The 19,952-nt window shown below is 64.6% G+C and carries 20 protein-coding genes; 10 read left to right on the forward strand and 10 right to left on the reverse strand.

Annotation, left to right across the window (positions count from 1 at the left end; translation table 11 throughout):
• Nucleotides 1-97: 97 nt before the first annotated feature.
• The 7 genes from J7J55_03415 to J7J55_03445 all read right to left on the reverse strand — a co-directional run bounded on the left by J7J55_03415 (nucleotide 98) and on the right by J7J55_03445 (nucleotide 6,726).
• Complete coding sequence (locus J7J55_03415; GenBank protein MCD6141755.1) at nucleotides 98-1,291, reverse strand: NAD(P)/FAD-dependent oxidoreductase; 1,194 nt, start codon at nucleotides 1,289-1,291, stop codon at nucleotides 98-100.
• Complete coding sequence (locus tag J7J55_03420) at nucleotides 1,288-2,283, reverse strand: NAD(P)-dependent glycerol-3-phosphate dehydrogenase (GenBank protein ID MCD6141756.1); 996 nt, start codon at nucleotides 2,281-2,283, stop codon at nucleotides 1,288-1,290. Before J7J55_03420 ends, J7J55_03415 begins: the two co-directional genes overlap by 4 nt.
• Nucleotides 2,283-3,437 (reverse strand): S41 family peptidase, encoded by a 1,155-nt coding sequence (locus J7J55_03425; protein MCD6141757.1) that lies wholly within the window; start codon nucleotides 3,435-3,437, stop codon nucleotides 2,283-2,285. The genes J7J55_03420 and J7J55_03425 overlap by 1 nt, the downstream gene beginning before the upstream one ends.
• Before the next feature lie 56 nt (nucleotides 3,438-3,493).
• On the reverse strand, nucleotides 3,494-4,699 hold the full coding sequence (locus tag J7J55_03430; GenBank protein ID MCD6141758.1) for an adenosylhomocysteinase: 1,206 nt from the start codon (nucleotides 4,697-4,699) through the stop codon (nucleotides 3,494-3,496).
• Nucleotides 4,689-5,561 (reverse strand): DMT family transporter, encoded by an 873-nt coding sequence (locus tag J7J55_03435; protein ID MCD6141759.1) that lies wholly within the window; start codon nucleotides 5,559-5,561, stop codon nucleotides 4,689-4,691. The genes J7J55_03430 and J7J55_03435 overlap by 11 nt, the downstream gene beginning before the upstream one ends.
• On the reverse strand, nucleotides 5,558-6,430 hold the full coding sequence (locus J7J55_03440) for a patatin-like phospholipase family protein (protein MCD6141760.1): 873 nt from the start codon (nucleotides 6,428-6,430) through the stop codon (nucleotides 5,558-5,560). The genes J7J55_03435 and J7J55_03440 overlap by 4 nt, the downstream gene beginning before the upstream one ends.
• 113 nt (nucleotides 6,431-6,543) lie before the next feature.
• On the reverse strand, nucleotides 6,544-6,726 hold the full coding sequence (locus J7J55_03445) for a ferredoxin (GenBank protein ID MCD6141761.1): 183 nt from the start codon (nucleotides 6,724-6,726) through the stop codon (nucleotides 6,544-6,546).
• A gap of 126 nt (nucleotides 6,727-6,852) precedes the next feature.
• On the opposite strand from J7J55_03445, the gene J7J55_03450 reads away from it, so the two are divergent.
• Nucleotides 6,853-7,737 carry a hypothetical protein gene (locus tag J7J55_03450; GenBank protein ID MCD6141762.1) on the forward strand — a complete coding sequence of 295 codons (885 nt, stop codon included), beginning with the start codon at nucleotides 6,853-6,855 and terminating at the stop codon, nucleotides 7,735-7,737.
• Between the two features lie 42 nt (nucleotides 7,738-7,779).
• Here the strand turns inward: J7J55_03450 and J7J55_03455 are convergent, their stop codons facing one another.
• Nucleotides 7,780-8,190: a NifB/NifX family molybdenum-iron cluster-binding protein gene (locus tag J7J55_03455; protein MCD6141763.1), complete on the reverse strand. Its 411-nt coding sequence runs from the start codon at nucleotides 8,188-8,190 to the stop codon at nucleotides 7,780-7,782.
• 15 nt (nucleotides 8,191-8,205) lie between these two features.
• Complete coding sequence (locus J7J55_03460) at nucleotides 8,206-8,436, reverse strand: 4Fe-4S binding protein (GenBank protein MCD6141764.1); 231 nt, start codon at nucleotides 8,434-8,436, stop codon at nucleotides 8,206-8,208.
• 149 nt (nucleotides 8,437-8,585) lie between these two features.
• On the opposite strand from J7J55_03460, the gene J7J55_03465 reads away from it, so the two are divergent.
• The 9 genes from J7J55_03465 to J7J55_03505 all read left to right on the forward strand — a co-directional run bounded on the left by J7J55_03465 (nucleotide 8,586) and on the right by J7J55_03505 (nucleotide 19,465).
• Entirely contained in the window at nucleotides 8,586-9,878 is a 1,293-nt protein-coding gene (locus J7J55_03465) for a hypothetical protein (protein MCD6141765.1), read from the forward strand.
• 2 nt (nucleotides 9,879-9,880) lie between these two features.
• Complete coding sequence (locus tag J7J55_03470) at nucleotides 9,881-11,200, forward strand: saccharopine dehydrogenase NADP-binding domain-containing protein (GenBank protein MCD6141766.1); 1,320 nt, start codon at nucleotides 9,881-9,883, stop codon at nucleotides 11,198-11,200.
• 71 nt (nucleotides 11,201-11,271) lie between these two features.
• Entirely contained in the window at nucleotides 11,272-11,979 is a 708-nt protein-coding gene (locus tag J7J55_03475; protein MCD6141767.1) for a sugar phosphate isomerase/epimerase, read from the forward strand.
• Nucleotides 11,980-12,193: 214 nt separating this feature from the next.
• A complete protein-coding gene (locus J7J55_03480; protein ID MCD6141768.1) occupies nucleotides 12,194-12,781 on the forward strand; it encodes a hypothetical protein in 588 nt (195 codons plus the stop codon).
• Nucleotides 12,782-12,851: 70 nt separating this feature from the next.
• The gene (locus J7J55_03485) at nucleotides 12,852-13,931 is read left to right on the forward strand and encodes a winged helix-turn-helix transcriptional regulator (protein MCD6141769.1); all 1,080 of its coding nucleotides are present in this window, start codon (nucleotides 12,852-12,854) and stop codon (nucleotides 13,929-13,931) included.
• Entirely contained in the window at nucleotides 13,931-15,661 is a 1,731-nt protein-coding gene (locus J7J55_03490) for an ABC transporter ATP-binding protein (protein ID MCD6141770.1), read from the forward strand. The genes J7J55_03485 and J7J55_03490 overlap by 1 nt, the downstream gene beginning before the upstream one ends.
• Nucleotides 15,651-17,705, forward strand: a complete 2,055-nt coding sequence (locus J7J55_03495) for an ABC transporter ATP-binding protein (protein MCD6141771.1) — start codon at nucleotides 15,651-15,653, stop codon at nucleotides 17,703-17,705. Before J7J55_03490 ends, J7J55_03495 begins: the two co-directional genes overlap by 11 nt.
• A 34-nt stretch (nucleotides 17,706-17,739) precedes the next feature.
• On the forward strand, nucleotides 17,740-18,585 hold the full coding sequence (locus J7J55_03500; GenBank protein ID MCD6141772.1) for a patatin-like phospholipase family protein: 846 nt from the start codon (nucleotides 17,740-17,742) through the stop codon (nucleotides 18,583-18,585).
• Nucleotides 18,578-19,465 (forward strand): patatin-like phospholipase family protein, encoded by an 888-nt coding sequence (locus tag J7J55_03505; GenBank protein MCD6141773.1) that lies wholly within the window; start codon nucleotides 18,578-18,580, stop codon nucleotides 19,463-19,465. Before J7J55_03500 ends, J7J55_03505 begins: the two co-directional genes overlap by 8 nt.
• Here the strand turns inward: J7J55_03505 and J7J55_03510 are convergent.
• Nucleotides 19,437-19,808: a hypothetical protein gene (locus J7J55_03510; protein MCD6141774.1), complete on the reverse strand. Its 372-nt coding sequence runs from the start codon at nucleotides 19,806-19,808 to the stop codon at nucleotides 19,437-19,439. The two genes, J7J55_03505 and J7J55_03510, sit on opposite strands and share 29 nt — an antisense overlap.
• Nucleotides 19,809-19,952: the final 144 nt, after the last annotated feature.

The following is a 19,952-nucleotide window of genomic DNA, read 5'->3' on the forward strand; positions in this document are numbered from 1 at the left end:
GCTCTTCGTTTACTTCCCGCACCGACGGCGAGATCGCTACCCCATTCCCTGCAACATCTTGCCACACACTCTCCCTCATGCATGTCAGGCCTTACTTTTATGAAGGACTAAGAAACTCACGGGCGAGGGCTCGGACTTGACTCCATCCGCCGATGATGGGGACAAGCGTGGCGAGGTATGGCCAGACCCTTTTTTCATTGATGAATACCGGGATGAGCTCGCTTGGGTGATCGATCTGTCCGTGCGCCTCGATCAGGGTGCGGACAGGAGGAGCGGCGAGCACTGCTCCAGCAGTGGCGAGATCCGAGTCGGAGAGGGAGAAGAGGATGCGGCGAGCGGCCAGGCCGAACTCGAGCTCGGTCCCGATCTCCCTCCTCCACTCCTCTTCGTACAGGCGCAGGTGGGAGGCGTCCGTCATCCCGGTGAGTCCGGTCTGTCCCGCGATCCTCCCCGCGATCCGGGCGCAGACCCCACCGGGGTAGAGCCCTCCCCCGGAGAGGGGCTTCACCTGCCCGGCGGCGTCCCCCACCACGATCACCCCGTCGCTGTAGGTCTTCTCCGCCGGGCCGATCGGGATCAATCCCCCGCCGCGGGCCCGCACTCTCCCGGGAAAGTGAGCGGCGAGGAAGCGGGAGAGGAGCGCTTGTACGTCCGTTCCTACAGGTCCGAGGAGGCCGATGCGCAGGACCCCCTCCTCGGCCGGCACCACCCACGCAAATCCATCGGCCACGATCTCGCTCCCCACGAATACCTCCACCTGATCCGAACGGGCAGGGGTGCCCTCCACCGTGGTCTGCGCTGCGGCCAGGAAGCGCTGCGGGGAAGGGAGGGAGAACCACTCCCGCACCGAGCTCCTCGGTCCATCCGCCCCGATGATGACCGCCGCCTCGACCTTATCCTTCCGGTTCAGGATCACCTGGCCGTGGGAGGCGTGCGTCGCACGCGTATGGGTGCGGACCTCGACCCCTGCCGCCGCAGCCTGTTCCAGCCCGGAGCGGTCGAACACCGCCCGATCGATCACGAGCGCCCGCGCATCAGGAGCGGACAGCTTCAGAATTTCTCCCCCGGGCAGGTGGAGTTGTCCCCCCTTGATCCGACGCAGGACGGCGGCGGAAGGGGCATCGAACAGATCAACGGTATGCGGGCTGACAAGGCCGGTGCACTCGCTCGCCGCTCCGGTTCCCTCCCCCTGTTCCACGAGCAGGACGCGGGCCCCGGTCAGTGCGGCGTGACGGGCGGCGAGCGTCCCGATTGGCCCCCCACCGATTACTACTACGTCGTAGCGCCTCATCCGATCCTCTCTTCCTTCGGAGGGCGGGACATGATCTCGTTGACCAGCGCGATCGGATCGGACTTTCCGTGGAGAAGACGCCAGACGGCGTCCGTTATCGGCATGTCGATATCCCTTTCACCGGCCAGCTGATGCACCACGTCCGTTGCGTACACCCCCTCCGCCACCATCGCCATTCCGTCCATGATCCTCTCGATCGACTCCCCCTTCCCCAGTCGGTAGCCGACGTAGCGGTTGGGGACGTGGGGACTGGCCTCTGTAGGGACGGCGTCCCAGAGCGCGGGCACCCCCCACAACACACGCACCTTTCCCCCGAAGGCACGCCCGAACCGGACCATCTCCGCCAGGCCGCGGCTGATCAAGGCCCCGCGCGTGTTGTCCCCGTAGCCGAGCCCGTCCCCGATCCCGACGGCGATCGCGATGATGTTCTTCACCGTCCCGCACAGCTCCACCCCGCGGATGTCCGCGCTCACGTAGACCCGGAACCTCGGGGTGGAGATCTCCCGCTGCAACCTCTTCCCCAGCTCGAGGTCGGCGCCGGCGAGGACGACCGCCGTCGGCATGTCCCGCCCCACCTCCTCGGCATGGGACGGGCCGGACAGGGTGAACACCGGCCGGCCGGGGATGCGTTTCGCAATCACCTCCGACATCGTGCGCCCGGAGCCGCGGTCGAGCCCCTTTGCCAGGTTGATGAACAGGTGTCCGGGACGGACGAGGGGGCGGAACCTGTCCGCGATCTCGGCCACGGCGAACGACGGGACCGCAAGCACGATCGCATCCGCATCCGCCGTTCGGGGAAGCTCGGAGGTGACCTCCAGGTTCTCGCGGGGGAGGGAGACTCCGGGGAGGTAGGGCTTGTTCTCGCGCTCCCGGGCGAGCACCCGCGCCTTCTCCGGATCGCGTGCCCACAGGGTCACGGAATGTCCGCTTAACGCAAGAAGCCGGGCGAACGCCGTTCCCCAGCCCCCTGCGCCGAGGACGGAGAACCGCATCACTGATTTCCGAGCGCGATCGGCATCCTCTCCCCGGCGTGGGCTTCGATCCATGCGGTAGCCACCTCGATCGGGTCCTCGTCCTCTGCAAGGGTGATGTCCGGCTCAATCCCAACTCCCTGCACCGCGCGCCCGCTTGGGGTGTGATATTCACCGGTCGTTATCTTCAATGCCGACCCGTCGGGGAAGTTGATCATCCGTTGGATCACTCCCTTTCCGAACGTCTTCTCCCCGATCAGGATCCCCATCTCGTGGTCGCGGATCGCTCCGGCGGTGATCTCGGCGGCGCTCGCCGTCCCCCCGTTCACCAGCACGGCGAGCGGCAGGTTGGGAATCGTGTTCCCGGTCGACCAGTACGACTCGTCCCCGGATACCCGGTCCTTCACCGTGAGGATGATCCCCTTGTCCACGAACCGGCTCGAAACCGAGATCGCCGATCTCAGGAGCCCGCCCGGATTGTTGCGCAGGTCGAGGATGATCCCGTCCATATGATCCAGATCGAAGCCGAGCAATGCCTTGTCCAGCTCCAACGCGACGTTCTGGTCGAACCGGATCACCCGGATGTAGGCGATCTTCCCGTCGGCGACCGTCTTGCTCGAGACGGAGTCCACCGTGATCGTGGCGCGGACGATCGGGATGTCCTCCTCGGTCCCGTCCTTGTGGCGCACGTGCAGGGTGACGGTCGTCCCCTCCGGGCCGCGGATCTTGACCGAGGCCTCGGACAGGGTGATCCCCTCGGTCGATTCCCCGTCGATCTCCAGGATCTGGTCGCCGGCGCGGACCCCGGCCTTCTCCGCCGGGGTGTCGGCGAGCGGGGCGATCACGGTGAGGACCCCGTCCTTGATCGTGATCTCGATCCCGACCCCGCTGAACTTCCCCTCCATGCTCTCCTCGAACTGCTCGTAATCCTGGGGATCCATGAACTCCGAGTACGGGTCGTCGAGCTGTTGCACCATCCCCTTGAGCGCCCCGTACAGGAGCTTCTGGTCCTCGATTCGCTCCGGCCAGTAGAAATACGTCTTGATGTACTTGTAGACCTGATCCAGGGGGGAGAACAGGCTGTCCGTGCTCTTCTGCGCTCCTCCGAGCGCGATGGCGATCAAAACGAGGAGAATCCCCAAGATCAGTCCACGACGAAATGCCGATCGGTTCATTGAATACATCACCTCTTTGGGATCGATTTTATCCGCTCACGCCGGAGAAGGGAACACTACCCTTCCAGGTACTCCCGCTGGGCCGGGCTGAGACTGTCGATCCGCGCTCCGAGGGCTTCGAGCTTCATCCGCGCCACCTCCTCGTCGATCGCGCGCGGGACCGGGTAGAGCCCGGGGGAGAACGGCCCGTTCTTCGCGATGTAGCGCAGGGTCAGCCCCTGCAGCGCGAACGAGATGTCCATGATCTCCACCGGATGGCCGTCTCCGAGTACGAGATTGACGAGCCTCCCGTCCCCGAGCAGGTACAGGCGGCGCCCGTCTTCCAGGGTGAATTCCTCGATCCCGGGGCGGACCTCCTCCACCCGCACGGCGAGGCGGTGGAGGGCGGACTTGTCGATCTCCACGTCGAAGTGGCCGGCGTTGGCGAGCAACAATCCGTCCTTCGCGTTTCGAAGCGCCTCTTCACCGACGACGTCCCGGCACCCGGTTGCGGTGATGAGGAAATCGGCGTCCTGGATCCCCGCGGAGATCGGGGCGACCCTGAACCCCTCCATCGCCGCCTCCACCGCCCGGATCGGGTCGACCTCAGCGATCGTGACCCGCGCCCCCAGACCGCGCGCCCGCATGGCGATCCCGCGACCGCACCAGCCGTAACCGGCGACGAGAACGGACTTTCCCGCGACAAGCAGGTTTGTCGCCCGCATGATCCCGTCCCACACCGACTGCCCGGTCCCGTAGCGGTTGTCGAACAGGTACTTCATCCGGGCGTCGTTCACCGCAAACATCGGGATGTGAAGCTCCCCCCGATCGGCGAGGATCTTCAGCCTCCGCACCCCGGTTGTCGTCTCCTCGCACCCGCCCAAGACCGGAAAATCGCGTGTCTCATGCCATAGTCCGGTCAGGTCTCCCCCGTCGTCCAGCAGGAGGTCCGGCGTTGCGGCGAGGACGGCCCGGAGATGGGCTCGGTACTCATCGGCCGATACTCCGCGGCGGGCGTGAACCTCGATCCCCTCCTCCTCTTCCAGCGCGGCGGCGACGTCGTCCTGGGTGGAGAGGGGGTTGCTCCCGGTGATGAACACCTCCGCCCCTCCGTCCCGCAGGAGGATCGCGAGGCGGGCGGTCTTCGCCTCGAGGTGGATGCTCATCCCGATCCTGTGTCCGGCGAACGGCCTTTCTCGGCGGAACTCCTCCTCCAACCGGGAAAGGAGCGGCATGTGCGCCCGCGCCCACTCGATCTTTGCCCTTCCTGTGTCAGCCTTCATACTCCTCCCCCTTCAAGCTCAGGTATATCCCGGTCAGTATCGCCGCCGCTCCGATCCCCTTCAACCACGTCAGCCCCTCTCCGAGGATGAGATAGGCGAGGGCGGTCGCCCCGATCGGCTCGCCCAGGGTGAGGACGGCGACCGTTCCGGCGGACAGGTGGCGGAGGGCCCAGTTGATCGTCCCGTGACCGAGGAGCTGCGGCCCGACGGCGAGGAGGACGAGGTACAGGTACTCCCGCCCGGAGAATCCGATAAGTGGAGCGTGCGTGATCCCGGTTCCGACAAGGAGGACCGCCGCCGCTGTCCCATAAGTGATCGTCAGGTAGGGGATGATGTCGACCCGGGGACGGACGCGCCGGCCGAGGATCAGGTAGCCGGCGGCCATCGCCGCCCCACCGAGGGCGAGGAGGTCCCCGACGAGCGCTTCCCCGGTCGCCCGCATGTCCCCCCAGCCGATCACCCCGCCGCCGATCACGGACAGAACGATCCCGGCGATGAGCCACCCCCGCGGCCGTTCCCGTAAGAACACCCACGCCCCGAGCCCGACGAAGATCGGGCTCGTATCCACCAACACCACCGAGCTTGCCACCGAGGTGTATTCCAATGAGCTGATCCACAGGATGAAGTGGAATGCAAGGAACACGCCGCTCCCTAGCCCGGTGAGGAGATCGGCCCGCCGCGGCGGGGTATGCCGCAGCCGCGCTCCCCCGAGCGGGGCGAGGAGGATCACCGCCACACCCAGCCGCCACGCGGCGATGGAGAGTACCGGGATGTCGGGGAGGAGACGGATGAGGATCGCCCCGAACGAGATCGCGACGATCCCGAGCGCGATCAGAGGATAGAGGGTCCTCCGGCTGGTCATCCCTCCGCAATGACGCGCTTGATCTGCGGGAGTGCCTGGCGCGCCGCGATGACCCCGGCTTCGATTCCGTTCTTGACGTCGCTGTAGCAGGGTGGATCAGGGGAGAAATCAGGTTGAATCAAGACATCCGGCGGATAGGCCGTGAGGGATATGGTGCTCATCCGCTTCTGAAAGATGGTCGACATCTGGAACAGGACCGCAAAAACATGGGGGCGGAACCGCTCCCGTGCTTTTTCCCGCGCGATCGCCTTGGTGATCCCGAGGAACCGCTCGCGCAGGTCGGGGAGGGTCACTCCACCGAGCCTCACCTCCTCCGGTCGGACGAGGACGTCGACCGCGATTACGGTGTCGGCTCCGAGCCGGCGCGCCACGTCGACCGGGACCGGGTCCGACACCCCGCCGTCGATCAGGAGGTGGCCGTCGATCCATACCGGGGAGAACAGCCCGGGGACGGACTCGCTCGCCCGGATCGCGGTAGCAAGGTCACCCCGCATGATCGGATAGGGGAGGCCGGTCTCGAGATCGGTCGCCACCGCGGCGTAAGGGAGGGGGAGGTCCTCGATGCGGACGTCCCCGACGAGCTCCCGGATCATCCGCATCACCCGCCGCCCTGAGCTCCATCCCGACCAGGGGAAAGTGGGGAGGAGGGCCTTGGCCACCTTCCCGAAATTGAGGGAATGCCACGCCTCCTCCATTCGCTCGATCGAGACCCCGGCGGCGTACGCACCTCCGACCTCGGCCCCCATGCTCGTCCCCACGACCACGTCCGGGACTATCCCCTCATCCAGGAGGACCTTCAACACCCCAACGTGGGCCGAGCCGCGCGCCCCACCGCTCCCGAGAACGAGCCCGATCCGCTTCTCCGTCAAATCCCGATCACCCCATCTATCCTAGCACAACTCAGACCGATCGGCAAATACCACCGATAAAAAAAGCGCCACAGAGACCCCGTGGCGCATTGACGGATGGTTTGTCCCGGCGATTACTGGCTGATCGCTCCCACCGGGCACTGATCGATGGCGTCCTGGATGCAGGAGGCGTTTGGATCGGCGTCGGGCTTCACCACCGACTTTCCGTCCGGGCCGACCTCGAACACCTCGGGACAGACCTGTGCGCAGATTCCGCAAGCGATGCAAAGATCCGAATCGACTTTTGGCAGTGCCATTCTGTTCCTCCTTATATACGAATTTGGTAGGTAAAATATACCACACCGCCGCGTGCGAGGCCAACCTTGGCGAGCGGGCGTGGTTCCGGTATAGTACGAGAAGCAACCGAACCGGGAGGTAAAAAGATGAAGAGAACGTTGTTGCTGGCGGTGGGGCTGGTCTTGATCCTCGCACCGTTCACCATGGCGGATGAGCTCCAGGACTACATCCAACAGGGGCTTTCCATCTTCCAGGGCGAGGACGTGGCCGTCACGACTCAGGAGGACCTGCAGGCGGGAATCGACGCGTTCCTCGCTGCGTACAACCTCGATCCGACCAACAAGACGGTGCTGAACAAACTCGCCCAGTGCTATTACACATTGGCCGACGCCTTCCTTACCGACAAAGACGCCCAGCTCGCCGCGTACAAGGAGGGCCAGCGCTACGGGGAGGAGAGCCTGCGGGCTGATCCGAACTTCGTCGCGGTGGAGGATAAGGACGGGTTCATCGCCGCGGTGAAGCAGGAGACGGACATCCGCGCCCTGTACTGGACCTACGCCAACTGGGCGCGCAAGGACGAGTTCGACAAGCTGGGCGCGATATTCCGCAACGATCCCCCCAAGTTGATCGCCCTGATCGAGCGGGCGCTCGAGGTCGACCCGAGCTACCTCGTCTACGGTGCGTACCGCTCCCTCGGCGCATTTTGGGGCGGGCTTCCCCGCATGCCTGCGGGAACCTACCGCAAGAACCTGAAGAAGGCAAAAAGTTACCTATGCAAGGTTGTGGACGATCCGGAGAACTGCTCCGACTGCGCTGATTGTCCGATCGATCCCTCGGTGAACGACTACTTCGAGAACCGCCTGTTCTACGCGCAGTACTACTTGATGGAGGCGGGAAAGTGGGATGCCGCAAAGGCGATGCTGGAAGAGATCATCGCTTCCGATCCCGGCGATGTCTACGTCCTGTACAATCCCCTCTGTCAGACTCGGGCGAAGGCCCTCCTGGAAGAGGTGAACAAACACGTAAAGTGAACGACGGGGTTCACGGCCGCGGGAAAACCCCGCGGCCTTTATTTATTCCAGGACGGGGATCTCAGCCGGCCTGTCTCCCTGGCGGCGCGCCTCTACGAGGGAGTGGATCTCCTCGAACCGGGCCGTGAACGCCTCTAACAGCTGGGGAATCTCCGTCAGGGTTGTCACCACCGGTTGGACCGGTTTTGTATCGCGGATCCGTCGGAAGTTCGGGCTCAAAAGGCCGCTTATGATGACCTCGCAACCGGGAAGCTCCCCCAGCACTCCCTTCATCTTATTCGGGTCGGCGTGTCTCCGCTCCTCCGGTGAGGTGTTCGGCTTAGTCTCAATCAGTGTATAGACCCCATCTTCGTTGATCTCGTAGATCCGAAATTCGGAACAGTCGCCGAAGTGTTTCCGCGGGACACGTCCAGCATCGCAACCGATCGCAACGCGGATCTTCCGTTTTCCCATAGCATTCTCCTTTCTTTACGCAATCGCCCCGGTGGGGCATGCGGAGGTACAGACGCGGCAACCGCGGCAGGCCTTGGGATCCACCACGGCTTTTCCGTCCTGGAGGCTGATCGCGCCGAGCGGGCAGGCACGGGCACAGTTCCCGCACCCAACGCACTTTTCCGGATCAACCTGTACTGCGCGCGATTCGCCCCCCGCTTCCACGGTTCCACTCCCTTGCCAAAACCGCCCGGCACGGCGGCGCATCCCCCGTCCCATTCCTCGTCCCATTCCGCGTCCTTGTCCGCGCATCATCTCCTCCTTCGATCTTTAAAGTATACATCCGTTCACTTGCCAGTTTCACGTGCGGTCCGGTATACTGTTCGCAAGGCAGGGATCACGAAAGGAAGTGAGGTTTGGTGCATACGGTCGGAGTGAGGGAGGAGGACCGCTACGCTTGGGAGCGGCGGGTTCCACTCGTACCCGCAGACGCGGCGGAGCTGCAGAGAAAACATGGGATACGGGTGATCGTCCAATCCTCCGAGAAGCGCGCTTTCCCGGATGCGGACTACCGCCGCGTCGGGATCGAGGTGCAGGACAGCCTCGATGAAGCCCCGGTGATCTTCGGGATCAAGGAGATCCCACTCGAGCGGCTTGAGCCGGGGAAGACGTACGTCTTCTTCTCCCACACCATCAAGGGGCAGGCGTACAACATGCCGATGTTGCAGCGGATCCTCGACCTGGGCTGCACCCTGATCGACTACGAGAGGATCGTGGATGAGAACAACCGGCGGCTGATCTTCTTCGGGAACTACGCCGGTCTGGCCGGGATGATCGAGACCCTGTGGGCGTTCGGACGCCGGCTCGCCTATGAAGGGATCGATAATCCGTTCGACTCTCTCGACCGCCCCCTCGCCTATCCTGACTTGGATACAGCCAAGGCCGCAATTGCGTCCGTCGGGGAGCGGATCGCCCGTGATGGCCTTCCTTTCCCGCTTGTGATCGGGTTCGCCGGTTACGGGAACGTCTCCCGCGGGGCGCAGGAGATCCTCTCCCTCCTCCCGGTGGAGGAAGTCTCCCCGGAGGAGCTCATCGGGTTTAGCCCGAGCTCGAACCGGGTCGTGTACAAGGTCGTGTTCAAGGAAAAGGACATGGTCGCGCCGGTCGATTCGGGAGCAGAGTTCGATCTAAAAGAGTACTACACGCACCCGGAGCGCTACCGCGGCGTCTTCGCGCGTTACCTCCCGCATCTTGACATCCTGGTCAACTGTATCTACTGGGAGCCGCGCTACCCCCGGCTCGTCACCAAGGAGTGGGTACGGGAGAACTATCCCGGCGCGCGGCTGCGGGTGATCGGGGATATCAGCTGCGACGTGGAAGGGGCGATCGAGGCGACGGTCAAGGCGACCGAGCCGGACAATCCGGTGTACGTCTACGATCCGGTGCAGGACCGGGCGATCGATGGGGTGGAGGGAGACGGGCCGGTGATCATGGCGGTGGACATCCTCCCGAGCGAGCTTCCCCGGGAGGCCTCCATCCATTTCAGTTCAGTGCTCAAGCGGTTCGTACCGGCGATCGCGGCGGCGGATTACGGGGTCGAGTTTTCGCACCTTGCTCTCCCTCCGGAGCTGAAACGGGCGGTGATCGTCCACCGCGGCGCCCTGACCCCGGATTACCGCTATCTAGAGAAGTTCTTGCGAAAGGAGTGAATTTGAAAAAGGTACTCGTACTCGGAGCCGGACTCGTCGCCGGTCCCCTCGTCCGCTACCTCCTCGACCAGGGGTTCGAGGTGACGGTCGCCAGCCGCACGGTGGCGAAGGCAGCCCGGTTGATCGGGGACGCGAAGAACGGAAGAGCGCTCCAGCTGGACGTACACGATGAGCAGGCGCTGGGGGATCTGATCGGAGAAAGCGATCTTGCGATCAGCCTCCTCCCTTACGTCTACCATCCGCTCGTCGCGCGGGGGTGTGTGGAGCGAAAAAAGCCGATGGTGACAACCTCGTACGTCAAGGACGAGATGCGCGCCCTCGACGGCGCGGCGCGGGACGCGGGCGTGATCCTGCTGAACGAGATCGGGGTCGACCCCGGGATCGACCACATGTCGGCGATGGAGGTGATCGATCGGATCCGGGCTGAAGGGGGAACCCTCGTCAGCTTCGCGTCTTGGTGCGGTGGTCTTCCCGCCCCGGAGGCGAACAACAATCCATTCGGGTACAAATTCTCTTGGAGCCCGCGCGGGGTCCTCCTCGCCGGGAAGAACCCGGCCCGCTACCTGCAGGACGGGAAGGTGGTGGAGATACCGGGAGAGGAGCTCTTCTCCCATCACTGGCCGGTGGAGATAGAGGGGTTCGGGACGCTCGAGGGCTATCCAAACCGGGACTGCCTCCCCTACATCGATACCTACGGGATCCACGGAGTGGAGGGGATGTTCCGCGGCACCCTCCGCTACCCCGGCTGGTGCGAGACGATGCGCAACATCGCCAAACTGGGGTTGCTGGACGAGACGGATGCCGACCTGACAGGGCTGACGTACGCCGGATTAATGGGACGACTGATCGGTATGGACGGACCCGCCGGGCCGAAGGACGTGGCCAGCTTCCTCGGGATCCCGGCCGACTCGCCGGTCATCGACAAGCTCGATTGGCTTGGGCTGTTCAGCGATGAGCCGATCCCTGCGGATGCGCGGTCCCCGCTCGACGTCCTCGCCGGGGCGATGCTCCCCCGGATGCAGTACGCCCCAGGGGAGCGGGACATGCTGGTGATGCAGCACGAGTTCCGCGTTCGTTACTCTGACCGAACGGAGCGGATAACCGCGACCCTGGTCGACTACGGGATCCCGAACGGTGATTCCTCGATGTCGCGGCTGGTCGGGCTCCCGGCCGCGATCGGGGCGAAGCTGATCCTGACCGGGAAGATCACCCTCACCGGGGTACAGATCCCGGTCGTTCCGGAGATCTACAAACCGGTGCTGGAGGAGCTCGAGGAGATGGGGATCAAGTTCTCCGAGAAGAAGGAGGTGATCTCCGGCTGAACGCGAGGCTGGGGTTTCCCCTCGGCGCAAGCGTCGAGGGGTTCTTTTATGACCGCGCTCCGGAGGAGCGGGTGTCCGTCCTTGCCGCTGCCCGCGGGATCACATCCATCGGCCTCGGGGTCGAGCTGTGGCGCTACCGCGGGGAGGGGGATCCCGGGATCAGCGACGTGGAGGAGCTCAGGAAGGTATGCGCCGAAGCTCCGTTTGTATCCCTGCACGCCTCCTCGGAGCACTGGAACTGGGACCCAGAGGGGCTGATGGATGAGATCTCCCTCGCCGGCGCCCTCGGCGCGCGGACGCTCGTCCTGCACAAGGAGAGCTTGGGCCTGCTTACCCCCTCTTCCCGCCCTGACATCCCCGCGATCCGCCGCCTCGCTGCAGCGGCCCGGGCCGTCGGGGTGATGATCGCCCTGGAGAACGGGCGCGATTCGATGTGGGCCCTCGACCTCATCCTCGACTCCCTCGGAGACGACCCGAGGGAGACGAACCTCGGGATCTGCATCGACGTCGGACACGCCAACATCTCCCAGGACGCTGGTCGGCAGCCGATCATCAATTACCTCGAGCGCTACCGCGGCCAGCTCATCCACCTCCACCTGCACGACAATCGGAATGAGCGCGATGACCACCTCCCGCCAGGGGCCGGCGCGATCGATTGGCGGATGGTCCTGGACACCCTCGCCCGGATCGACTACTCCGGCCCCGGAGTGCTCGAGATCCACTCCGGGGGAGACCTCATCCGGGTCCTGCAGCGAGCGGTGGATTTCCTCCGCGGTTAGCTACGGAGTTACCGGGCGGTGCATGAACGGCGGTTATCATCGGGGCGACGGTGACGTCGAAGTTCACCCTGTCCAGAGCGGGCGAGATCCTGCCTGCAACAACACAGGACGGCGCGCATGGGACCACTCGTTACTGTTCACCGGACAAGCCTCCCCTGGAAAGGGGTCGCGTTACCTCGCCAGCGCGCCGGGAACCAGGGATAAACTTAGCGGCATGAACCGATATCCGGTTTTGTTGACCGTCTTGCTGTCGGCCCTCCTTTGGGCGGGTGGAGCAGCGTTCGCGGCGAACGCGTTCGGCTTTGGGGTGGGAGTGCCCGATGTCTACCCGATCGACTGGGCGGAGTCGTTCCCCTACCTCTCCGCTGAGGTGTTCGCCGATTCGAACCTGTCCGTGCTATTCACCATCGGGACGTATCCAGCCGACTTCCCGACTGGATTCGAGACCGGGGCGAGCCTCCTCGCCAAGGGGTGGAGCGGGCCGATCGCGATCTACGCCGGGGGAGGGACCTCCGTGTACTGGAACTGGATCGCGGCGAGCTCGGCGTGGAGTTGGTCACCGTACATGAACATGATCGCCGGGGTGCAATGGCGGATCCTTGAACCGCTCGCGATCTCGTTTCAGGTCCGTTCCCTCGACCCGATCCCCCTCACCTTCACCCTCCATCCGGAGTACTCCCTCGGGGTGAGCCTCGTCTTCGGCCGCAGCCTCCCCCTCTCTCCCCAGGTGGATCAGGTAACCCTGTGGATCATCGTTGGACTGGGCGTCCTCGCCCTCGTTGCCTACTACCCCCGCACCTGACCTCTTCTCGGTATTGACTTAGACGTCCGTCTAAATTAGACTACCGTCTAAACCGGTAAAGGGGGAGTCGGTGAAGACGAGGGAACCGAGGCGGCTGATCTGGGATTCAGGCACGGCCTACGATTTCTTTCAGAGCCTGCTCGTTCTGCACCAACCGGGCCGGTTCGGAGTGCGGGGGGCATGGACAGCAGGGATGCGCGCCCGCCTCACCCCAGCGGCGCGCCGGACCCTGGAACAGGCTCAGAGGGCGATCCGTCCCCCGGTACACTGGATCTACACGCTTCCGCCTCCGAAGGACGTCGAGACCGCGCTATGGAGCCTGAGCCAGATCCCGGCGGAGAAGCGCCTGGCGACCCTTGCCCTTCGCTACGATGACCCACCCGCGGACGTCGCCGAGATGTTGCAGCGGATCGCAGCGCAAGGGAAATGGGGAAACGATGATCTCGCGCTCCTCCGCGCCCACCTCGAGACGCGGCACCCGAACCGGAAGCGTAGTCTGAGCGAGGAGGCCTGCTCTGAGATCCTCGCCGTCTGGGCCCGGGCAGGAGAGTTCGGGGAGGAGTACTTAACAGCGCTGCGCAATTACCACGATTCCTTCTTCCACGAGGAGGAACGGCGGATCTTCCCGGCGCTGGAGGCGGCGCTCGCACGGGCACAGGCCCTGGCGGAACAGCTTCCGCTCCCGGACCTGCTTGAGGAGCTCTCCCAAGGGGTGCGGATCGATGAGCCACTCCTGGGAGAGGAAGTTGTCCTCGTCCCCTCCTACTGGATCACTCCGCTTGTGATGCTCGTCTCCATCTCATCAACCTGCCGGCTCTGCCTGTTCGGGGCACGGCCGGCCACCGATTCCCTCGTCCCGGGAGAGACGGTCCCGGAGGCGCTCCTGCGGGCGCTCAAGGCGCTCTCTGACCCGACCCGGCTCAAGATCCTTCGTTACCTGGCACGGGCTCCCCTCACCCCGACTGAGCTGGCGCGAGAGCTCCGGCTGCGCACCCCGACGGTGATGCACCACCTGCATGCCCTCCGCCTCGCCGGGCTGGTTCAAGTCATGATCGGAACAGGGGAGGAGCGCAAGCGCTACGCCCTCCGGCCCAATGCACCGGCCGAGGTGGGGAGGATGCTCGCCGCGTACCTGGAGGAGGACCGCTGATGCGCGGGCTGGCTAGCTGGCTGTGGCGCTACCGGGGCCGTGTTCTGGCCGGGTTCCTCTCCCTGCTGGTGGTGGACGGGGCCGGGCTCATCGTTCCGCTCGTGATCCGGGACGCGATCGACCGCCTCGCCCGCGGCGAAGGCGGGGTGCTTCGCAGCGGGTTGTACATCCTCGGGCTGGCCGCGATCGTGATGGTCTTCCGCTTCCTGTGGCGATACTTCTTCATCGGGACCGCCAGGCGGATCGAGCGCGACCTGCGCGAACGGCTGTATGAGCACCTCGTCAAGCTCTCGGCATCGTTCTACAACACCCACAAGACCGGCGAGCTGATGGCGCACGCCACCAACGACATCGATGCCGTCAGTCGCGCGTGTGGGTTCGGAGTCCTCACCATCGCCGATCCCCTGTTCATGATCCCCGTGGCGATCGGGATCATGCTCTCGATCGATCCCCGCCTCACCCTGTACGCCGTGCTCCCGCTCCCCGTCCTCACCGTGTTCATGCTCGGGTTCGGGCGGGTGATCCACCGCCGGTTCGAGGCGGTGCAGCAGGTCTTCTCCGAGGTGATGGAGAAGGTGCGGGAGAGCGTCGCCGGGATCAGGGTGATCAAGTCGTTCGTGCAGGAGGAGGGGACGGCACGCGACTTCGCCCGAGTTAACGAGCGGTTCGTCGCCAAGAACATGGCCCTGGTGCGGGTGTGGGGGCTGTTCGAGCCGCTGATCGAGCTCCTCTCCGGGGCGACGCTGGCGATCGTACTGTGGCTCGGCGGGATCGGGGTGATCCGCGAGTCGATCTCCCTCGGGGACTTCGTGGCGTTCACCCAGTACCTGACGATGCTCACCTGGCCGATGATCTCCCTCGGCTGGGCGGTGAACATCCTCCAGCGGGGGAGCGCATCCCTCGATCGGATCAACCGCCTCCTTGCTGTCCCGCCGGAGATCACCGATCCACCGGTCCCACGGCGGCCACGCGGGGCAGGGATCGAGATCAGGAACCTGACGTTCTCCTACCCGGGCGGGAACGGGGATCGACCCGCCCTGTCCGGGATCAATCTAAGCATCCCGGAGGGGGCGACTCTGGGGGTCGTCGGGCTGACCGGGGCCGGGAAGAGCACCCTCGCCCATCTCATCCCCCGCATCTTCGACCCGCCCCCGGGGACGGTCCTCATCGGTGGGGTCGACGTGCGTGAGCATAAGGTGGCCGAACTGCGCCGCCTGATCGGGTTCGTTCCCCAGGACCCGTTCCTGTTCTCGGCCACGATCCGGGAGAACATTGCGTTCGGAAACCCGGATGCATCCGAGGAGGAGATCGTGCGGGCGGCGACCTACGCCGGGATCCACGATGAGATCGCCGCGTTTCCCGATGGCTATGACACCGTCGTCGGGGAGCGGGGGATCGCCCTGTCCGGCGGGCAGAAACAGCGGGTGGCGATCGCCCGCGCTCTCCTCACCGCCGCTCGAATCCTGATCTTCGACGACCCCCTCTCCGCGGTCGATGCGGAGCGGGAGGCGTTCATCCTCCGCAATCTGCACGAGTTCTTCCGCGGCCGAACCGCGGTCGTCATCGCCCATCGCCTCTCCGCGGTGATGCACGCCGATCGGATCATCGTCCTCGACAAGGGGCGGATCATCGAGGAAGGTACCCATGCGGAGCTCCTTCGCCGGGATGGGCTTTACCGGCGGATCTGGCGACTGCAGCAGGCACAACAGGAGGTGTCCGATGCCGCATGACGCGCACGACGACGAAGTCCTGGGCAAGGCGTTCGACCTGCGGCTGATGCGGCGCCTCCTCCGGTTCCTCGTCCCGTACTGGCGGTGGTTCGGAATATGCGTGATCCTGATCCTCATCCTCACCGGAATCCAGCTCGGACTCCCCTACATCACCAAGATCGCGATCGACGAGTTCCTCACCCTCCCGAACGCGGTCGTCACCCTCTCCGCCCCGCCCGCCGTCGGGGATGCGATCGACCTCGGGAATGGGCGTTACCTCGTCGACCTGCGGAAGGTCGATTCCGAGACGCGGACAGGGTGGGAGGAGGCCGGCGCCCTTGGCCAGACCCGATACCTGTTCGTCGCAGACGGCTCGCCGGGCGCGGCGGTGGCGGAGGAGTACCCCGATCAGTTCTCCCCCATCTCCAGCGGGTGGATGATCTCCGCGACCGAGCTTCGCGCGCTTCCACCCCAGGCGGTGACAACGTTGCGCGGCGAGGCCATCTCCGGGGTGATGCGGCTCGCCGTCCTGTTCGCGTTCGCCCTCTTGATTCGGTTTGTGTTCGGGGTAGGGCAGGTCTACCTCCTCCAGCTGACCGGCCAGCGGGTGATGTACGACATGCGGCGTCAGATCTTCTCCCACATCCTGCGCCTCCCCCTCTCCTACTTCGACCGCACCCCGGTCGGCCGGCTCGTCACCCGGGTGACGAACGACGTCGCGGCGATAAACGAGATGTACACCTCGATGCTCGTCAACCTGTTCCGCGACCTGTTCCTGATCGTCGGGGTGCTGGTGATCATGTTCGGATTCGATTGGCGCCTCGGGCTCGTCGTGCTCGCCCTGTTCCCGGGCATCGTCCTGGCGGCGTTCGAGTTCCGCAACCGGGTTCGCGTCGCCTACCGCGCCGTCCGCCGCCAGATCGCGCGGTTGAACGCCTACCTGCAGGAATCGATCTCCGGGATAAGGATCATCCAGGTGTTCGTCCAGGAGGCGCGGGCCAACGCGCGGTTCCGCGAGATCAACGTCGGCAAGTACCGCGCCGACATGCGCCAGCTCCTCACCTTCGCCGTCTTCCGGCCGTTGATGAGCTTCCTCAGTTCGTTTGCGATCGCCCTCGTGATCTGGTACGGCGGGCTGCGGGTGCTGGGCGGGAGCCTCTCCCTTGGTGCCCTGACCGCGTTCATCCAGTACGTGCGGATGCTGTTCAACCCGATCCTCGATCTGGCTCAGGGATACAACGTCCTCCAGGGCGCGATGGCCGCGGCGGAGCGGATCTTCCTCCTCCTCGACGAGCCGGAGGAGGACCGCGGTGGCGGGATAATCCCCGATCGGTTCGAGGGGAGGATCGAGTTCCGCGACGTATGGTTCGCCTACAAGGATGAGGACTGGATCCTGAAGGGGGTTTCGTTCACCGTCTCCCCGGGGGAGCGGGTGGCGATCGTCGGGCCGACCGGAGGCGGGAAGACCACGATCATTCGGCTCCTCCTCCGGTTGTATCCGATCCAGAAGGGAGAGATCCTGATCGATGGGATCCCGATCGAGAAGTACGATGTCGGCTTCCTCCGCCGCCAGATGGCGGTCGTGCTGCAGGACGTCTTCCTGTTCTCCGGGGATATCCTGACCAACATCCGGCTGTGGAGCGACATCCCGGAGGAGGATGCGGTCGCCGCTGCCCGGTTTGTCAGCGCTGACTTCGTCGAGGACCTCCCCGATCGATACCGGACCGAGGTGAAGGAGCGGGGGGTGACCCTCTCGTTCGGGGAGCGACAGCTCTTGTCGTTCGCCCGTGCGGTCGCGTTCAATCCACGCATCCTCATCCTCGACGAGGCGACAGCGAGCATCGATTCCCACACCGAGGATCTGATCCAGCGATCCCTGGAGAAGATCATGACCGGCCGCACCTCAATCATCATCGCCCATAGGCTATCCACCATCCGCGCCGCGGATAAGATCCTCGTGGTGAGCAAGGGAAAGATTGTGGAACAGGGAACACACTCCGAGCTCCTTGCCCGCAGAGGGCTGTACGCCGCCCTGTACGAGCTTCAGTTTGCTGCGGTGGAGTGATCGCTCCTGTCAGAGCGGGTATAATGTCGCCGAGATGAAGATCGGACTGAGTTTGGGGAGCGGTGGAGCGCGCGGCTACGCCCATATCGGGGTGCTCCAGGTCCTCGAACGGGCCGGGATCAAGGTAGACCTCATCAATGGATCGAGCATCGGGGCGATCGTCGGCGGGGCGTACGCCCTGTACCATGACTCCAAGCGGCTCGTCTCCCTTGCGACGGAGGTTGTCTCCCGCGCCCATGTCAACTACTACAGCATCTTTCAACACGCCCAACCGGACAGGCATCCTCACCTGCGCGATTGGCTCCTCAGCGCTTTGTGTGACTTCACCGCCCTGCGCACTTCCGTCCTCTCTCATCGCACCAATCGAACTGCGCTCTCCTACCTGTTCGGGGAGTACAGGTTTTCCGACACCGCGATCCCGTTCTCCGCAGTGGCGGTGGATCTGATCACGGGAAAGCCGGTGGTGATCCGAGAAGGCCGGTTGCGGGACGGGATCCTCCCTTCGATCTCGATCCCCGGGGTCTTCCCTCCAGTGGAATGGGATGGGATGCTCCTCACCGACGGTGGGGTGCTGGCCGACGTTCCGGTGCGGGAGCTGCGCGCGGAAGGGGCGGAGTTCGTCATCGCCGTCCGGCTGGCGGGGGAACCGCCGGCGCCCTACAAGAACGGATTCGACCTGCTCACCACCGTGGATTACCTCAAGGGGAAGCGGCTCTCCGATTGGGAAGTCGAGATGGCCGACTTCCTCATCGAGATCGAACTTCCGGGGTACGATCCGATGCGGTTCGACGACTCCCGCACCGCGATCGAGCGTGGGATAAGGACAGCGGAGGCAGCCCTCCCTGGGCTCCTGCGGAAGTTGGAGGAACGAGATGCCTGACGGAGTGACCGTCGTATTGGGTGGGGTCGGGATCCGCGGGATCGCCAACATCGGTGTCCTCAAGGTGCTGCGGGAGCAAAAGGTGCCGATCAAGCGGATCGTCGCCACCGGGGTCAACGCGGTGATCGCGGCCCACTTCGGCCTCGGGCGCGACCTCGACTCGTTGACCGAGCGGTTCACGGCGTTCTTCGCGGAGAACCACCGCTACATGTGGGGCCTGGAGAGGCTCTCCGGAATACCACGGGAGGCAGCCCGGCGGGAGGCGGGGAGCATCGACTATTTCCTGCGCCAGCGCCTGTTCTGCGCCGTCAACATGCGGCGGGTGAGCGTCCTACCCGGCGAACTGGTGGAGGATAACCTGAAAGTCCTGTTCGGGGACCTGACGACGGACGACCTTGCAATCCCGGTCGCGATCTGCGCCATCGACCTTTCCACCCAGGAGGAGGTCCTCCTCTCAGGGGGGCTACTCCGCGAGCTCGTTCGAGTTGGGATCGCCTTCCCCGGCCTGTTCCCCCCAGCACGGATGGAGGGGCGAGAGTACGTCAGCAGCGTCCTTTACTGCGAGCTCCCTCTCGGGCGCCTCACCGAGGCGGACGCCCCGATCCTTGCCGTCGACCTCCCCCAGGTTGCGGGTAAACATAAGCCCAAGTCGCTCCTCGAGGTCCTCGCCCGGGCTGATGAAGTGCGAAGCCAAGCCGTCAAAGAGCAGCTCCTCGAGAAGAAAGCGGATATCGTAATCCGGCTCGACGGGATCCGCCGCTTCCCCTGGGGCGGGTACCGAAGGATCCCCCAATTAATCGCACGCGCGCAGGAGGAGTTCGCGGAAAAGCTTCCCCATGCCCTGGCCGGGATCACTCCTCCTGTTTTGGAGGAGAGCTGACCTCGATCCTGGCGGCGGGTTGCTTCTTCTTTCCCCCGCGAAAAACCTCGAACAGGAGAATGATCCCGACAGTGATCGCCGCGATTGCGATCCACGGGATGTCAACGGCGTAGTGCTTTCCTACCCCCAGACCACCGAGGACGATCCCGAAGATCAGCCCGAGGACGTCGGTCCCCCATCCCTGAGCCTGCTTGTACAGCGCCGCGGCGATGAGGAGCCCAGCCGCGATGAGAAATCCGATCCAATCTATTCCTTCCCGATTGATCAGGAGGAAGACTCCGAAAAGGAGCAACAAGATCGCCCATACGAAGCGGTCAACCTGCCCACGCGTCGGTTTTGCCATCTAAAGATCACCCGCGGTTAGCTTACAACAAATCATGCCACCTCGTCAATGATTCCTCAACTGCTGTGGCCCTCCTGAAATAGCTCGTTCCGGGCCGGCAGGGGCGATCCTGTTCCAAAAACGAGGGCGAAGATTTATCCTTTC

The sequence above is a fragment of the Candidatus Bipolaricaulota bacterium genome (assembly GCA_021159055.1).
Classification (GTDB): domain Bacteria; phylum Bipolaricaulota; class Bipolaricaulia; order UBA7950; family UBA9294; genus S016-54.

Excerpts from the sequence above, each read along its gene's own strand:
- J7J55_03415 (MCD6141755.1), bottom strand. The coding sequence starts at position 1,291 with ATGAGGCGCTACGACGTAGTAGTAATCGGTGGGGGGCCAATCGGGACG.
- J7J55_03420 (MCD6141756.1), bottom strand. The coding sequence starts at position 2,283 with ATGCGGTTCTCCGTCCTCGGCGCAGGGGGCTGGGGAACGGCGTTCGCC.
- J7J55_03425 (MCD6141757.1), bottom strand. The coding sequence starts at position 3,437 with ATGAACCGATCGGCATTTCGTCGTGGACTGATCTTGGGGATTCTCCTC.
- J7J55_03430 (MCD6141758.1), bottom strand. The coding sequence starts at position 4,699 with ATGAAGGCTGACACAGGAAGGGCAAAGATCGAGTGGGCGCGGGCGCAC.
- J7J55_03435 (MCD6141759.1), bottom strand. The coding sequence starts at position 5,561 with ATGACCAGCCGGAGGACCCTCTATCCTCTGATCGCGCTCGGGATCGTC.
- J7J55_03445 (MCD6141761.1), bottom strand. The coding sequence starts at position 6,726 with ATGGCACTGCCAAAAGTCGATTCGGATCTTTGCATCGCTTGCGGAATC.
- J7J55_03450 (MCD6141762.1), top strand. The coding sequence starts at position 6,853 with ATGAAGAGAACGTTGTTGCTGGCGGTGGGGCTGGTCTTGATCCTCGCA.
- J7J55_03455 (MCD6141763.1), bottom strand. The coding sequence starts at position 8,190 with ATGGGAAAACGGAAGATCCGCGTTGCGATCGGTTGCGATGCTGGACGT.
- J7J55_03460 (MCD6141764.1), bottom strand. The coding sequence starts at position 8,436 with ATGCGCCGCCGTGCCGGGCGGTTTTGGCAAGGGAGTGGAACCGTGGAA.
- J7J55_03480 (MCD6141768.1), top strand. The coding sequence starts at position 12,194 with ATGAACCGATATCCGGTTTTGTTGACCGTCTTGCTGTCGGCCCTCCTT.
- J7J55_03490 (MCD6141770.1), top strand. The coding sequence starts at position 13,931 with ATGCGCGGGCTGGCTAGCTGGCTGTGGCGCTACCGGGGCCGTGTTCTG.
- J7J55_03495 (MCD6141771.1), top strand. The coding sequence starts at position 15,651 with ATGCCGCATGACGCGCACGACGACGAAGTCCTGGGCAAGGCGTTCGAC.
- J7J55_03500 (MCD6141772.1), top strand. The coding sequence starts at position 17,740 with ATGAAGATCGGACTGAGTTTGGGGAGCGGTGGAGCGCGCGGCTACGCC.
- J7J55_03505 (MCD6141773.1), top strand. The coding sequence starts at position 18,578 with ATGCCTGACGGAGTGACCGTCGTATTGGGTGGGGTCGGGATCCGCGGG.
- J7J55_03510 (MCD6141774.1), bottom strand. The coding sequence starts at position 19,808 with ATGGCAAAACCGACGCGTGGGCAGGTTGACCGCTTCGTATGGGCGATC.